A 15,053-nucleotide genomic window follows, 5' to 3' on the forward strand; every position below is an offset into this window, starting at 1 on the left:
TTATTATATCATTAAAACAAATAAACAACCCCTATAATCTAGAATTTGGATTATAGGGGCTGTTTTTATTTGATTTCTTAGGGGTTATTATCTAATTATAGACCCTAAACAAACATCTTTTGTAAAAAGCCTTTTTTCTGTTCTTTCAATAAATCTAACTTACGTTGATGAAGAGCGATAATCTCATCTAACTTCTTGAAGAATACCCCTATTTTTTGTTGCTCCTGAACTAATATGGGAATCATAAAATTAAACGAATCAATTTCTTTTGACGATACGTTTGGCTGAGCGCCTGAAACTAGAACAGACTCAAGTTGCGTCATGAATAATTCTGAACGGACGATTGTGGAAATAAACCCGTAGTCAATATCGTCTACAGACTGAAAATAACCAACTCGCTGGTTTTGATAGACCTTGTCATAATCAGTTAGAAATAGTATAGATACCTTACCTGTTGTTGCACCCGACATGGCTAAGACTGCTGATTTATCTGGAAGAATATATTTGTCATCCTTATCCTGTTCATCATAATATACAAAATCTCCACCTACCTCCCCGCTGGAAAGAATATTTGAAATTCTAACAATTGGTACACCAGTGTTCCTGAATTTAGAGCTTTTGAATGCAAAACCGCCACGTAAGGGAGCTATATCACCCAACTTACGTTCTTCCCAATCGTCAGCAAACCCCGCAAATCGCAATTCAGGAACTTTGGCACCATTTTTAGGGAACATCTTTTGTAAAAAGCCTTTTTTCTGTTCCTTGAGTAAATCTAACTTACGTTGATGAAGAGTGATGAGGTGATCTAAGTTAGAGAAATACTCTCCAATTTTTGTTTGCTCTTCTATCGTAGGATATAAAACTGTTGTTCCACCAACGAGCTCTTTATTGAGATTGTTAACAGTGCTTCCAGCTGCCATAGCTTTATATTGGTTGAGCATATTTCCGGTACCAAGTAACGTACAAAGAAATCTTAATTCAAAAATTTTTTTAGTATCTCTGATGGCAAGCCAACCATCATGAATACAACCATCAATTGCCATTATATAGGGTTTCCCGAAACTCATGGAATTTGATAATATCAAATCTCCAGGATGAACTTCTCTAGTCTTTGAAAGTCCCTCAGGTTTAATTTTTTCTGCTGTTTTAGTAATATAATTTCCTTGTTCTGGAGCATCACCAATTTTTACCCAATTCAAACCATTTACATCTTTTGTAATGAACTTATCTATGGGCCTTGGAGAACCTCCACGCTCAATGGTAACAACTTCACCAAACTTACGCTGTTCCCAATCATCCGTGAATCCTTTAAATCGCAATTCTGGAACTTTCTTACTCATCATGCCCACCTCCCAAAAGAAGACGCATCGATTCAATCAAGGCTTTATTCTCTTCACTTTCTGAAAAATCGTCAATCAAAGATAAGAGCGTTTGTTCTTGTTGAACTAATTGTTCATTGATCTTAAGGAGATTGGTATTCACCTCAACCAAATCAACCGGTTCTTCTTCCTCAAAGGTATCGACATAACGAGGGATATTTAAGTTAAAGTCATTTTCTTGGATCTCCTCAAAACTTGCAACATGAGCATATCTTTCAATATCTTCTCGTTTTTTGTAGGTAGAAACAATTTTATCAATATGTTCATCCAGCAGGACATTTTTATTTTTTTGTTTTTCAAAATCTTGAGAAGCATCGATAAACAAGACATCACGACGAGAACGGTTTTTCTTCAAAATAATAACCGTTGTCGGAATACTCGTTCCAAAAAAGATATTGGCCGGCAATCCAATGACCGCATCAATGGCTCCCATTTCTAAAAGGGCTTGACGGATGGTTCCTTCCGCGGCTCCTCTAAAGAGAACGCCATGCGGCAGGACAATCCCCATTGTTCCCGATTCTTTCAAATGGTAAAAACCGTGAAGGAGAAAGGCAAAGTCCGCTTTAGATTTAGGCGCTAATTTTCCAAAACGCTCGAAACGAGGGTCAGAGAGAAACTTATCTGCCGCTGACCATTTCGCAGAGTAAGGAGGGTTCATGACCACAGAATCAAACTGATAAGGCTCTTCTGAGGGCCAATCGGCGTCTAAAGTGTCCCCGTTATTCAGGTTCATGCGTTCTTTATCTACTCCATGAAGAATTAAGTTCATACGTGCTAAGTTAAAGGTCGTCGTATTTAACTCTTGGCCATGATAATGAACTTGATTTGGATTGATGAGATAGCGACGGATATTAAGCATCAAAGAACCTGATCCCATCGCAGGATCGTAAATATGAAAAGGCGCACGGGTTTCTTGCCCGATCGACGTAATTTCTGACATGATGCGTGAAACAGCTTGAGGCGTATAAAACTCGCCTGCTTTTTTTCCTGCACCTGCCGCAAACATCCCGATTAAATACTCATAAGCGTCCCCAATCACATCCCCATTGTGTTCAAATAAATCAATCTCATCTAAGGCACGCAAGACCTCAGTAATCGTCACATTACGTTGTTGTGCATTTGAGCCTAATTTTGTGGAGTTTAAATCAATATCCGCAAACAAACCACTAAATTCTTCTCCTTGACGTTCCAACTCATTAAAACCTGCTTGTAAGTCGGTCAAGTTAAATTCATAGTTATCAGCTTTGATGCGGTAGTGATAAAACAATTGATCGGGTTGGATAAAGTAGCCTTGTTTGGGTTGGATATTTTCGATTAAATCGTCTTTGTCTTCTTGGTACCACTCCATGAATCCTGCATACTGAGTGGAACGTTCTGGGAAGGTATCTGTTTTGCCATTTTCTTGTTCATAAACTTCTCTCAGCTGCGCATCAGACAAGTACTTATAGAAAATTAACCCTAGTAAGTAGTTTTTGTACTCACTTGCATCCATCTTCCCACGTAAGATATCCGCAGAAGCCCATAGTTGTTGATTTAAACCTGTCGCCATTATAATTCTTCTTTCCATTTTTGAAGTTGTTCAAATTTTTGTTGTAGTCGTTCTTCTAAAACTTTTGTTCTTCTTCTGTATTTTTCACCCGTTTTGGCTTCAAACTCTTCTTTACTGAGGGTCATCGAATCCAGTAAATGGGTTAAATAAGGGATTGTTTTCTTATCGCCTTGATACTCATTCATTGCAGACTGTAAAAAGTCGAAGGATAATCCAAATTCTTCAGCTTCTTTTTGAAGTTGTCTTTGAATTTCATTTTGGATCGATGTCTCTTTTAATTGAGCTACATCAATCTCTTCAACAGTATTGACGAGTTGATCTTTCAAGGTGTGATACATCTTTTGGATTTGAGGATCCTTTTGTTGGATTTCTTTTTCAAATTTTTCAACGGCGCCTGCTTCGTTTAATTGGATCGCTTTCAAAAGTTGATTAATATAAAAACTATCCACGACGTCTTTATGTGTCGCATTGAGCTGCGAAGAAAAAGCAATCTCTTGTAAAAGATTCTCGAAGTCCTCCTCAGAATGCTCCTCATCCTCGAGCATTTCTTTAATCTGCGCTTTAACGTTTTCCATTTTACCTTGATATTGTTGCAACTGCTCCACCACTTCTGAAAATGCTTCAAATTCCTCTTCGTATTGATCATAGCTTCGGAGCGCTTTATAACTCTTTTCTAGCTTTTGATAAGCACTCACTTGTGCAATCATCGTTTTAAGATCGTTGGGATTATCCGATAGCTCGGCTTCGCTTTGTTTATAAAGTGTTGAACATTCGATAAATTCTTTTTTGACTTCTTCATATTCTCTTGGAATCAGTTGATCAAAGTTTTGATTTTCATTTGAGAATAGACGAAACGTGTTTTTCACATTCTCTTTCATGGTGAAGGGTTTTCTAAAAGAGACAATCAACCCAGAATCTTTTCCTGTATAAATACGGTTGGTTCTTGAGAACGCTTGAAGGAGCTTTTGATAGTTCATTTCTCGATCAATATATAAGGTTTGAATCGTTGGAGAATCAAAGCCTGTCAATAAACGATCGACAACAATGACAAAATCTAGCCACTGACCATCCGATTGATATTGCTTTTCCTTACGGGCCAACCGTTTATTAATATTTTGATTGTAGAGTTTCTCATCTTGATAAGGAGAAGCATCAAACTGTTTCGCATACTCTTTCATGATCTCTGCTAATTCATCGTCTTGTTCATTTTTTTCTAATTGATCCGGATTGGTTGAGAAGGTAATAGCTACTCTTGGGAAATCTTTATCAATCAGTTGATGACGTTCATCAAATTGTCGCCCATTCAAGAGTGTCCCATTATCTTTCATTTCCTTTAAAATCCGGTAAATATGTTTGGCTTGGGCAATCGAGTGAGTGGTAAGAATGGCTGACATCGTAGGAAAACCATTCTTTACCTTGAACTTTTTGACCACACTTCTCCGATTAAAGATTTTTTGTAACATGGTACGAATATGTTCATCTGTTTCATAAAGTTTCGTAGGCAACAATTTTTCTTGTTGGAGGGCATCGTCTGGCAACTTTCCTTTATTGAGTTGGGTGACAATCACCTCTTGATCCTCTTCTGAAATCAGTGAATGATACTCGACTTGAAAGCCTAACACAGCCCCATCATCCATGGCATTTTTGGTTGTATAGGAGTGAAGGAGTGGCCCGTACTGCTGGCTCGTTGTTCTAGCAAAAGTTCCATTTTCTTGCTTTTTATTTTCTTCAAAAATAGGCGTCCCCGTTAATCCAAACCAGGTTGAATTGGGTAATATTTTCTTAATCCGCTTCATTTCCTCATCACTAACCGCACGATGAGCCTCATCAACAATAAAAACAATATGTTCTTGCCGTAGCTTTTCAAATTGATTCGAGCCTTTTTCTTCACTCTCTTGTTGGGCACTCCGCATAGCCGCAGAGAGTTTTTGAATCGTGGTCACTAAAATCGTATTATTATTTTTTGATGAAAGGAGGTTTCGAGCCAGCTGTTTTTGATTTTTGATCCCAACAATCAAAGTATTGGCTACCGAATTTCCGGTCGTTTGTCCGGTATGATATTCCGAGGCAAACTTAGTAAACTCATCCTGCGTTTGAGCATCTAAGTCCGTTCTATCAACAACCATGACCGTACGATCGACACCGATCGCATTTTGTGCTAATAATTTCGTTGCGACAAAACTGGTAATGGTCTTTCCTGAACCTGTCGCATGCCAAATGAATCCTCCTTCATGCTGTGCCGCTTTTTTACGAATCTTACGAATAGCATGAATTTGGTAAGGCCTTAAAGCCATGAGGAATTTTTTATTTTTTTGATCATCGACGAGAATGGTATACTGGCTAATCAATTCATGGGCATCGGGTATCCGCAAAACTGTACGAGTAAAATCAAACAAATCGGAAACCGTTTGATTGTCTTCAGTCCGCCAATTAAATAAAAACTTCTTCATCTGAGCATAGGCTTCAGCGGTATCTTCACTAGGTCTTGCAAAGTATCGGGTATCGACTTTATTTGAAATCACCATGATTTGAGTAGTTGCGTAAATCCCTTTAAAAAATCCATCTTCTGCATAACGCTGAATTTGATAATAAGCTTGCATGAAACCGTCTTTAGCGGACTCTTTTTTGAGCTCAATATGAATGATTGGGAGCCCATTAATCAGCAAGCTCACATCTCCACGATCTACTCTAGAGGAATCTGGGACCACTTGGTGAACTACCTCATAAGAAGAAGTTCCTCCTGAGATATCCTTATTTCTAAAGGCTTCTAAAGTCACTTTTTTCCCATTTTCTCGCTCTAATAAAACTTGAGCCACCCCGTTTTCTCCTCTAAGCCATTGAGAAGCTAAAAAAGGCGTTCCGGTCAAACGTGAAAACTCGACTTTGACTTGCTTGAATTCTTTGTCCGTTAATAGTTGCTCTTCCAATACTGCTAAATTTATTCGGTTCAAATGGCCTCTAAAGTTTTGCCAAAGTGCTTCTTCCGACTTCAAGTCCGGACGATAAGTCCACTGATTTTCTTTCTCACTTAAGATCTGTATGAACTGGTTTTCAATCATTTGTTCCGAATGACTCATTTGATTCCCCTCATTTCCATAGTTGCCACCATTTTTTAGATTCTGTTTTTACCGGGTCTTTTTCTTTTGCCTTGTTTCGTTCTTCTTCTGATAACTTCAATTGAACTTTCTGTCGTTCAATTTCTTCCTGCGCCTCACCCCTTATCGACGAGCCATCTTTCATATCCTCCTGAGGCATTTTAAGAGCTTTCAATTCATTGATTTCTGATTTATACTCTTCTAGTACTTTTTTATCCTGTAAGGCTTGACGTTGTTGGTGGTCTAAAAGATTTTGCATATTACTTAATTGTTTAAATTGTTCATCTTTAGTGTTTTGTAAATCTTTTATCTGCTCTTTTTGATACTCAATTATATCTATTATACCCGAATTGCTAGTTGATTTCATTGAAAAATATATAAGTCGTGCTATCCTAAGCTTAAACCACTAAGAATTAGAAAGCGCACGACCTATATGACTTATAATAGCACACTTACAAAAGTTTTTGTTTATTTACTGACAAGCATTGAAGCGATTTATCAAACAAGCGTTCCACTCGAAATACAAAATCGAAAGAACGTCCATCTTGCAACATCTGACTGTTTAGTGATTACTTGTTACCTGTGGGGAGTGCTTCATTTTAGTGAAACACTTAAAGCAAAGCACCAATTGGCTCAAAGTCTATTCCCTAATTTTCTAGAATATTCTCGCTTTGTTCGTCGTTGTAATGCACTCTTACCGAGTATTCAACTCATTCGCCAAGCTCTCGTCTTTAAAGAAGTTGAAGGGATTGATGTGTCTATTATTGACAGCTTTCCCATTCCTTTGTGTCAGCCGATTCGTAATTTTAGAAGCAAAGTTTTGGGCGACTATGCAAATATTGGCTACAATGCTACCAAAGGTCAGTACTTTTATGGCTGTAAATGTCATGCTTTAGTCAGTGAATCAGGCTAAAATGTTTAATAAAATCATTTCGAAAATACGTGTCCGTATTGAACATGTATTTGGCTTTGTTGAAAATTCAATGCATGGTTCTAGTTTACGTTCTATTGGATTCGATCGAGCTGTTTTAAATACTGACCTTACAAATCTGACTTATAACTTATTGAGGTACGAACAAGTTAAACGTTTAAATCTCAAAACATGGAGGTAATCTGTCTAAAATAAGAATAAACAGTCAAGTGGCGTCTGTAACATAAAGAAAAACACAGTAGACTATGCTTAGTTTTCTGTGTTTTTTTCTAATTTCATTTAGAGGTGAATTAATTGGTAGTTATTAGAGGTGCCCTTTAATCAATTCATTTTCGTCTTTTGGATTACGTTGTTTAGGCGCCTCTATGAATGTTGCATCAACAATCTGTCCTTTATGAGCGATCATCCCTTGTGATTCAAGTTTTTCTTGAAAGGCAGAAAAAAGCCAGTTTCCTCTATTAGATTTTGATAGCTGATTTCTAAAGTTCCAGATAGTCTTTGCGTCTGGTACCTTGTCATCAATCTTAAGGAATCTTCTAAACGAAATCCGGTCAATCATTTGATATTCCATTGCATCATCAGATAGATTGTATAAGCGTTGTAAAATTAGAATTTTCAACATCAAAACAAGGTCATAGGGCGGTCTACCACCATGAGATTTGTTTTTTAAATCATACTTAAAAATCCGGTTAAGAGTTGGGCGAAAACACTCGAAATCAACCACTTTTTCTAGCCGCTCAAGAGGGTCTCCTTTTAAACTTAATTTTTCAAGATAGTCGCTATCTCCAAATAAATTCATCTTCAATACCTCGTTAGCTTATTTTTAATCTATTATACCTCTTTTCATACGTTTTTAGAGGTGCCCTTATGAATAATATTCTTAACAAAGAGAGTAAATTTTTCCGAAAAATAGATATTTTTAGGAAAGATTGTGATACTATCTTAGCTAAAAAAATACAACTACTATTTATTTACGGTATAATAGCTATATAAAATTAACTAAATTTCAGGAGAGAAAATATGGAAGAATTATATGATAACCTTTATGACTTTATTAAAAACTTTGAAATTTTACTTACCAAAAATATCTTTAATGGCGAATTTCAGCAAGAAATTAAAACATTTGGTAACGAATTACACAAATTATGTGAACAAAAGCAGTTTAATGTTGATTTTTCAGATATCCTAGCTATGACCTCTTTTGTAGAATTATTAAATCATACTCCTAATAAGTCACAAGAATATTTAACTAGTAGTGTCGAAAAGTTCTATTCTGATATTATAGAACCAACTAAATTTGAAATCCAATAATGCAAGTCTGTTTTCTTAACTTTTATAAAAAAAAGTTACCGATCAACGGGGTCTCCCCTAGCGGTAACTTCTTTATATTACTCCAATTCCTCTACCTTTTCAATCCTTTTTTTAACTTTATTGTTAAGATTTGAAAATTTATGTACTAGCTCTCTTCCTAATATCGCTATTTCTTTCGCCTCGATGAGAATTTCTTCAAAACTCATACCTTTTCTATAGTGACCCATTCTATGTACCACTGCATTTCTTCTCACGCGGAATACACTCAATAAATCATAACATTTTCTATAATCTACATGGGACTTATAGTGATTCGTTTTCTTGATTATCGGTAAACCTTGACTACTATCAGCTAGTCTTCTGATTAATAAATTGCGTATCTCTGAATATTCATCTTGTTCATTACTATTCATAAACTCGGCAAGTAAAGAACTTTTTATATATAATTTATCCGAGTCCTCTAAATCTAATTTCAATAGAAGGCTACTTACTCTATCTTCAAGCAATGCAAACTCGATTGTAATTGCTTCAAAATAATTTTCATTATTTATTGAATTCTCCATGCTATGTTTTAATGCGTCTACATATTCTGTATGATTCATAACACACTCCTTAATTTAAGTTACTAGAAAAAATTGATAATCTTTCTAAATATGGTCTCTTTGCAATTGTAATATTTAGAGGACATTCACTTTTTACTTCCTCTGACGTATAAACAATTTTAGGACCTTTTCCATCTACTTCATTAAGATTCAATAAACTTAGATATAAACGCCCACTTTGTAGTTTAACATTGAGATTATTAAATCTATAAACTCCATCTTGATTTCCCCTTAAAGAATTAAAAGTATTTTTCATCCATATATATAAGTTAGAAATCCTTTCTTGATTTAACTCACCAATATATCCGTTATTTGTCAAATTAGGAAACAGGTTAAAGGGATTCTGAATAAAGTGAAGCAAATCTCTCTTAGGAATAATTTTTACCTCAATCCTTGCTATATTTTGTATTGATAAATCCCAAGTGTTATTTCGAGTAAAAATCCACTGAAAGCAGAAGTATTCAGTGTTCTTATAGTAACTCTCATTATCGATTGCCCAACCTTCTCGATAATTGCCATTCTGTAAACTTGCCAATTCCATTGCAAATGTTGGGAGCCCGTCACTTCTACCATCTATAACAATATAATCCGTTGCTGCTTTTGCATCAATCGTATGAAAATTATTATCACCAAATACTTGAAGTGATTTCATTAGAAAATCGGATCCTTGCAGTTGCTCCTCTCGTGAATTTGTAAATCTTATTTCAGCATCTGGTAACTCTCTTTCAAGAAATTCTTTCAGAATAGGGAGTAACGCTCTTTCTTTTTGTGAATCATTAAATCTTTGTGTCATATTATTCATCATAACTAATCCCATTTCCCTTCTAGCACTTCTTTTAGGAATTGTTTTGGAATCCAAAACGAATGTTTTGTAATATGTCGTCCGTCGGGTAATTCATCAGTATCAGATAACTTTCCTTTACCGACAAACCCTCCAGGGGTTATCTCATATAATGTATTTTGAGCATGAATTTTGGTAAAGATAACTTTATTAATTCTACTTTGCGGAAAATTTGTTGATACCTTATTTCCATTCTGAGTTAATTGAACTCCTTCAGCTAGAATTCTTTTTGTTTCCTGCCAAACTCGTTTTACTTCATCTATTTGTCTATCAGGAAATCCCCAGAACTTTATCCTATCCAATATAAATGTTTTTGGATTTGTCTCTTTGAAAACAACAAATAAAAATCTTTTGTTACAGATTTCTTGGAATGGATGAGATTCCTCCCACTCATCATTAGCCACTAGATTTTTAAAATTATATGTTTTAAATGGTGAATCCTCTTTCGGAAGACCATTTTTATCAACACGAATGACACGCAAATTCATGTTAGCTTTTTGAAACTCTTGTGTCTTATCTATGTCACCTGTAAGGCCAATTATTTTCCGAATCAGTGAACTGTTTTTCCCTTTGGCTTTTGGATTAATATCAAATGTTTTATATAATTCTGCTTCTGTCCAACCTTGGTACTTTAAAATTTTATCAGATATTATCTCTGTAAAAGTTTTCTTTTCCCCTTTAGCGGTTGCGACTACACTCTCTTGGTCCTTCTGATTAAAAATTTTGTTATTAATCAGATAAGTCATGTAACTAGATTTTAGTTCCCATGCTCGTTGTTTTGCGGGTTCATCACTATACGGTTGACTTCGAAAATCTTTGCCTTTCCCAGCTCCTTTAGTACAGGTAGAAAGGTAATTACCATCTGATTCTGATAATTCGTGAGCCTTACCTTGTTTAATTTTATCAGTGATTCTTTTATAATCCTCCAGTATTACATCCATGTCCTCAGTGAACCATTCAAAAAGAAATACCTTTTCAATAATGTAATCAGCCATCGTTTGACTAGGGATTAGTCCATTATAAAATAGTAATAGGATTTTTTGACATTTTTCCCAGAGATGGGTCGAATAAAAATCATCTAAATTTTCTTCCATATAATTTAGAATTGTAAGGACTAGTCTTTCTTTAGCGCTAATACTGCCGTTTTTATTAACTTTAAAAGGGGTTACTTTTAGCTCAATCCCAACTTTTTCAAAGTCAGCAAGTCTATCACTATTTGGATTATAACCATAAAAATATTTCTCAATATAATTTCCATACTGCCCTTTTGACTTCATGCTGATTTCTTTAAAATCTTTTTCAGAAATAGTATTTGTTTGAAAATCATCATAACTTTTATATACAGAATTTTGATACTTATCAATAATATCAATAAATTTTTCGCCAACTATACCTTCTGTATACTTTAAAATACTATCTACATTGGCATCATCGTAATCAAAAAGTGAAAATTCCATAAATCACCACCAAATCTATATTATAGATATTATACCAAATGTTTTACTTGATCGATTGTCATAAATGCGATATAATGGTTATATTATTAAATTTAGGAGTTATTAATGAAAGTTCTAGAACTGTTCGCTGGAGTTGGGGGGTTCCGTATCGGTCTTGAAAATGCCGATAAAAATTACTTCCAAACAAAATGGGCAAATCAATGGGAACCCTCACGTAAATCTCAAGACGCTTTTGAAGTATATGACTATCATTTTCCAGATAGTGAAAACATCAATATTAGTATTTCTGATATTAGCGATGAGAGATTTGCTGAAATGGATGCGGATATGATTGTCGGTGGTTTTCCATGTCAAGATTATTCAGTGGCCCGTAGTAAAAAAAATGAACAAGGTATTGAGGGTAAAAAAGGAGTACTTTTTTGGGAAATTATTCGGGCTACTCGTATCATTAAACCGAAATATTTAGTTTTGGAAAATGTAGACCGCTTATTAAAAGCTCCATCTAAACAACGTGGACGTGACTTCGCAATCATGCTAACTGCTTTTAATAACCTTGGTTATTCTGTAGAATGGCGTGTGATTAATGCTGCTGAATATGGCCGTAGTCAACGTCGTCGACGTGTCTTTTTCTTTGTCTATCGAAATGATACCGACTTTGCTAAAAGTATCGATAATAAATATGAAACAAATGATCTCGTATTTGATGACAATAGATACGATGACTACATCTATCATACAGGTTTATTTGCTACCCAATTTCCTATCAAACATTCTCCAGTAAAAAAACGACAGGTCTTTTATGAATTAGCAAATGATATTGTTGAAGTCTCAGATAACTTTACAGGTACCGTTTGGAATACAGGTGTTATGCGACATGGAAAATATTATTCTATTGACACTGAACCTGATTATGATGGAAATCCTATTACACTAGGGGAAATTTTACAAGTTGAGAAAGACGTTCCAGAAAAATACTTTTTGACAGACCAATCTAAATTAGAGAAATTTCAATATTTGAGAGGACCAAAAAGAATTGAGAGAACTTCTGCTGATGGTCATTCATACATCTATTCTGAAGGGGGGATGTCACCGACAGATGATCTCAATCTTCCTGGCCGTACCATGTTAACTTCAGAAGGAACAGTTAACAGGTCCACTCACTTCCTTAAAGTTAATAATCGTTACCGTCTCATTACACCAGTAGAGGCTGAAAGATTACAAGACTTCCCTGATAATTGGACTGCTAAGAAAAAGCTCTCTGATGGTTCAATTGTTGAGGTATCAGATAAGATGCGTATGTTTTTTATGGGAAATGCACTTGTTACTGAAATAGTGAGAAAAATTGGAGAATATATTAGACAATGGTAAATAATAATAGTATGGAACGTAAAGACAAATGGTTAAATATCTTTGATAAGCTTTCCGGGTCTGTAGGCAAAGCCAATATTTCATTAAACAATTATCTAGAAGAGTTCCTGAAATCTGAAAGTTCCAGTAGAATAATTGGTAAACAAAACAGAATTAAATCCGATGTGAGTTTCGCTGATAAGCTCATAAGGAGTGATTGTATTAGTAACTGGACTTACATTGATAATGACGATGAAGCAAATATGAAAACTCTTAGCAAAAGCCTTCATGACTATATTGGATTTAGAATTACTACATTATTCTTCAATGAAGAGGAAAAATTTGCTAATGCCTTAATTGACTTTTTAACAAAAAAACAAAACGTTGAAATCCCTGAAACCCAAAAAAACCCAAAAAATTTGCAAGTAAATGGTCACTCAATAATGAAATTCCAGGGTTTTATCACACCAGAAAATGACACACCTCTAAAGTTTGGTTTTGAAATACAAATTAAATCTTCAATTCATAATTTGTGGGGTGAAGTAGAACACAGTTCAATTTACAAACCTAGTCAGTTTGATTTCAGAATTAATCAAAAGAAAGAAAGTGTTGAAAACATTTGGGAAACTCTCACTAGTTCTGATAAACAACTATTTCATCTAAATAAAGAAACATATAAAAAAGAAGATTTATTAAAACAGTTATTTACAACCTACCTTGAAGAAATTAACTTCTTAGAACCATTGAACTCTCATTACTATTATTCAATCTTCTTCAATGTTTTCATTTACAGAAATATAAATACTTTAGAAGATTTAGTATCCCAATTAATTGTTAAAAAAAATATCGAATCAAAACTCCAATATTCAATTTCAAATCTAAAACAAAATTACACATACTCAAGTTTAAAAGAAATATTATCAGGTATACTTTACCAAAACGAAATGGAAACTATTAAAAAAATTTTTGATTATTGCTTTAATATAAAGGAAACTGAATTTCTAGATACTTTAATATTTTCCATAATAAAAAATATGGGTTTGGATGAGACAGATGATCCAGAATTATTTGGTTCTGATATCGATGAGGATGAAGATGAACAAAACGATTTAATTACAGAGGATAACGCTGAATTTTTGGGAATGTTATCGAAGTTAGGTTTTAAAACAGAAAGGTTTGAAAAAAATGTCAACAAGTAAGATAAATCAAATCCATTCAGAATTAGATTGGATTGAATCACAAAATATTACGTTGGAAAAATTAATTCGCTCAACAAAAGTTGATGTTTTCGATTCTATAAATTTCACTGGTTACCAGCGTGAAATTAATGAAAAACATGTTTTAAAAATTGTAAAATATATCACTGATGAATTTAGACAAGGCAACTTTCTTTTCCCTAGTCCAATTATCTGTTCTAGACGAGATGGCGATTCAAACTTATTCATTGTAGATGGTCAGCATAGGGTTAGTGCATTTAAAAATATCCAAGACAACAAACCTGAGCTATTTGAGATGATTAACGACTTTGAACTTAATATTATCGTTTTAGAAAAACCAACAATAAAACTCGAAGTAGATACATTTATTACCATTAATAAAACTTCTAAAAAAGTTGACACATCGTTAGCCCTCATTGCTAAAACTTTACATTCTGGCCTAGACTCGAGTGACCAAACAGCAAAAAAACAATTTATTTTGGTAGAAACTGCTCGAAAAATGGATACCACTGATGGTTCACATTTCTTAAATAATATTGCCTGGGAAGGTACACCTCGATCAACTGGAAAAACAATCTCTCTCAATACATTTGTCAGAGCTTACATGCCAATTGTAAATTATTTAGTAAAGCATAATCTTATTGATTTAAGTGAAAACTCAGACTTAGTTAAATACATAAATCTTTGTTTCAACATAATTAATTCCATTTGGGATTCATTTGAGAAAAAATGGCCTCAACTTTTCAATGAAGGAAAGAATAGCATTGTTCAAGGAACTATTGGTTCAAGTGCAATTATTAAGTTCCTGATTAACTATTTAAACAAGGATGAATCAAGAGGTACAGTTGATGATAAAATTCTTATAAAAGAAATAAAAACTGCAATCGAAAGGATAAATGACAATTATGAAAACTGGGTGCCGAATGGTACGTATTCAAATTATTCTTCTGGAGCTGGACATACAATTATATCCAAAATTTTAATGGATAGTATTGATAAATAAAGACTACTTTCATATCTATTATCTATCTAGTCTTCACACAATTCATACTAAACTCCTTTAATATGAATTGAATTTTTCTATGTGTAACTAAAATGATGACTTAGAGCAGTTCCTAAGTCATTTTTTTAAAGTGATAATCCGACATTTTAGCAGTTTTGAATTTAGCTTGAACAATGCCTTTTATAACGGATTTTTCTTAAAATTTCCATTATAACCAAACTAAATTGTTTAACAAAGCGAAAAAGCCAGTATAGTATACACTGACTGCTTCAAGAAGATTATATGTAAAATTTTGTATTAATTAGAATATATATGTAAGAA

The 15,053-nt window shown here is 34.2% G+C and carries 11 protein-coding genes and 3 pseudogenes; 6 read left to right on the forward strand and 8 right to left on the reverse strand.

What is annotated here, in order from left to right; all coding sequences use genetic code 11:
• Nucleotides 1–104 precede the first annotated feature (104 nt).
• From D2A30_09770 to D2A30_09785, 4 genes are read right to left on the reverse strand one after another with little or no spacing between them, the layout of a single operon-like run.
• A complete protein-coding gene (locus D2A30_09770) occupies nucleotides 105–1,343 on the reverse strand; it encodes a restriction endonuclease subunit S (protein ULL21824.1) in 1,239 nt (412 codons plus the stop codon).
• On the reverse strand, nucleotides 1,333–2,928 hold the full coding sequence (locus D2A30_09775) for a type I restriction-modification system subunit M (protein ID ULL21825.1): 1,596 nt from the start codon (nucleotides 2,926–2,928) through the stop codon (nucleotides 1,333–1,335). The genes D2A30_09770 and D2A30_09775 overlap by 11 nt, the downstream gene beginning before the upstream one ends.
• The gene (locus D2A30_09780) at nucleotides 2,928–6,005 is read right to left on the reverse strand and encodes a type I restriction endonuclease subunit R (GenBank protein ULL21826.1); all 3,078 of its coding nucleotides are present in this window, start codon (nucleotides 6,003–6,005) and stop codon (nucleotides 2,928–2,930) included. Before D2A30_09780 ends, D2A30_09775 begins: the two co-directional genes overlap by 1 nt.
• 10 nt (nucleotides 6,006–6,015) lie before the next feature.
• Nucleotides 6,016–6,390 carry a hypothetical protein gene (locus D2A30_09785; protein ID ULL21827.1) on the reverse strand — a complete coding sequence of 125 codons (375 nt, stop codon included), beginning with the start codon at nucleotides 6,388–6,390 and terminating at the stop codon, nucleotides 6,016–6,018.
• A gap of 66 nt (nucleotides 6,391–6,456) precedes the next feature.
• On the opposite strand from D2A30_09785, the pseudogene D2A30_09790 reads away from it, so the two are divergent.
• A pseudogene (locus D2A30_09790) lies at nucleotides 6,457–6,933 on the forward strand (IS982 family transposase).
• 1 nt (nucleotide 6,934) lies between these two features.
• A pseudogene (locus D2A30_09795) lies at nucleotides 6,935–7,135 on the forward strand (IS5/IS1182 family transposase).
• Between the two features lie 126 nt (nucleotides 7,136–7,261).
• Here D2A30_09795 and D2A30_09800 read toward each other — a convergent pair.
• Nucleotides 7,262–7,753 (reverse strand): annotated as a pseudogene (locus D2A30_09800) (IS5 family transposase).
• 221 nt (nucleotides 7,754–7,974) lie between these two features.
• Between D2A30_09800 and D2A30_09805 the strand changes: the two are divergent.
• Nucleotides 7,975–8,265 carry a hypothetical protein gene (locus tag D2A30_09805; protein ULL21828.1) on the forward strand — a complete coding sequence of 97 codons (291 nt, stop codon included), beginning with the start codon at nucleotides 7,975–7,977 and terminating at the stop codon, nucleotides 8,263–8,265.
• A gap of 77 nt (nucleotides 8,266–8,342) precedes the next feature.
• Here D2A30_09805 and D2A30_09810 read toward each other — a convergent pair whose 3' ends face one another.
• Genes D2A30_09810 through D2A30_09820 form a run of 3 tightly spaced genes read right to left on the reverse strand, consistent with a single transcriptional unit; the run spans nucleotide 8,343 to nucleotide 11,165 of the window.
• Nucleotides 8,343–8,867, reverse strand: a complete 525-nt coding sequence (locus tag D2A30_09810) for a hypothetical protein (protein ULL21829.1) — start codon at nucleotides 8,865–8,867, stop codon at nucleotides 8,343–8,345.
• Between the two features lie 10 nt (nucleotides 8,868–8,877).
• The gene (locus D2A30_09815) at nucleotides 8,878–9,672 is read right to left on the reverse strand and encodes a hypothetical protein (GenBank protein ID ULL21830.1); all 795 of its coding nucleotides are present in this window, start codon (nucleotides 9,670–9,672) and stop codon (nucleotides 8,878–8,880) included.
• Between the two features lie 2 nt (nucleotides 9,673–9,674).
• Entirely contained in the window at nucleotides 9,675–11,165 is a 1,491-nt protein-coding gene (locus D2A30_09820) for a DNA mismatch repair protein MutH (protein ULL21831.1), read from the reverse strand.
• 105 nt (nucleotides 11,166–11,270) lie between these two features.
• Between D2A30_09820 and dcm the strand changes: the two genes are divergently transcribed.
• From dcm to D2A30_09835, 3 genes are read left to right on the forward strand one after another with little or no spacing between them, the layout of a single operon-like run.
• The gene (dcm, locus tag D2A30_09825) at nucleotides 11,271–12,533 is read left to right on the forward strand and encodes a DNA (cytosine-5-)-methyltransferase (protein ID ULL21832.1); all 1,263 of its coding nucleotides are present in this window, start codon (nucleotides 11,271–11,273) and stop codon (nucleotides 12,531–12,533) included.
• Entirely contained in the window at nucleotides 12,527–13,711 is a 1,185-nt protein-coding gene (locus D2A30_09830) for a hypothetical protein (protein ULL21833.1), read from the forward strand. Before dcm ends, D2A30_09830 begins: the two co-directional genes overlap by 7 nt.
• Nucleotides 13,698–14,732, forward strand: coding sequence for a hypothetical protein (locus D2A30_09835; GenBank protein ULL21834.1), 1,035 nt, complete (start codon nucleotides 13,698–13,700; stop codon nucleotides 14,730–14,732). Before D2A30_09830 ends, D2A30_09835 begins: the two co-directional genes overlap by 14 nt.
• Nucleotides 14,733–15,053: the final 321 nt, after the last annotated feature.

It is taken from the genome of Streptococcus suis (assembly GCA_022354845.1).
GTDB classification, from domain to species: domain Bacteria; phylum Bacillota; class Bacilli; order Lactobacillales; family Streptococcaceae; genus Streptococcus; species Streptococcus suis_AA.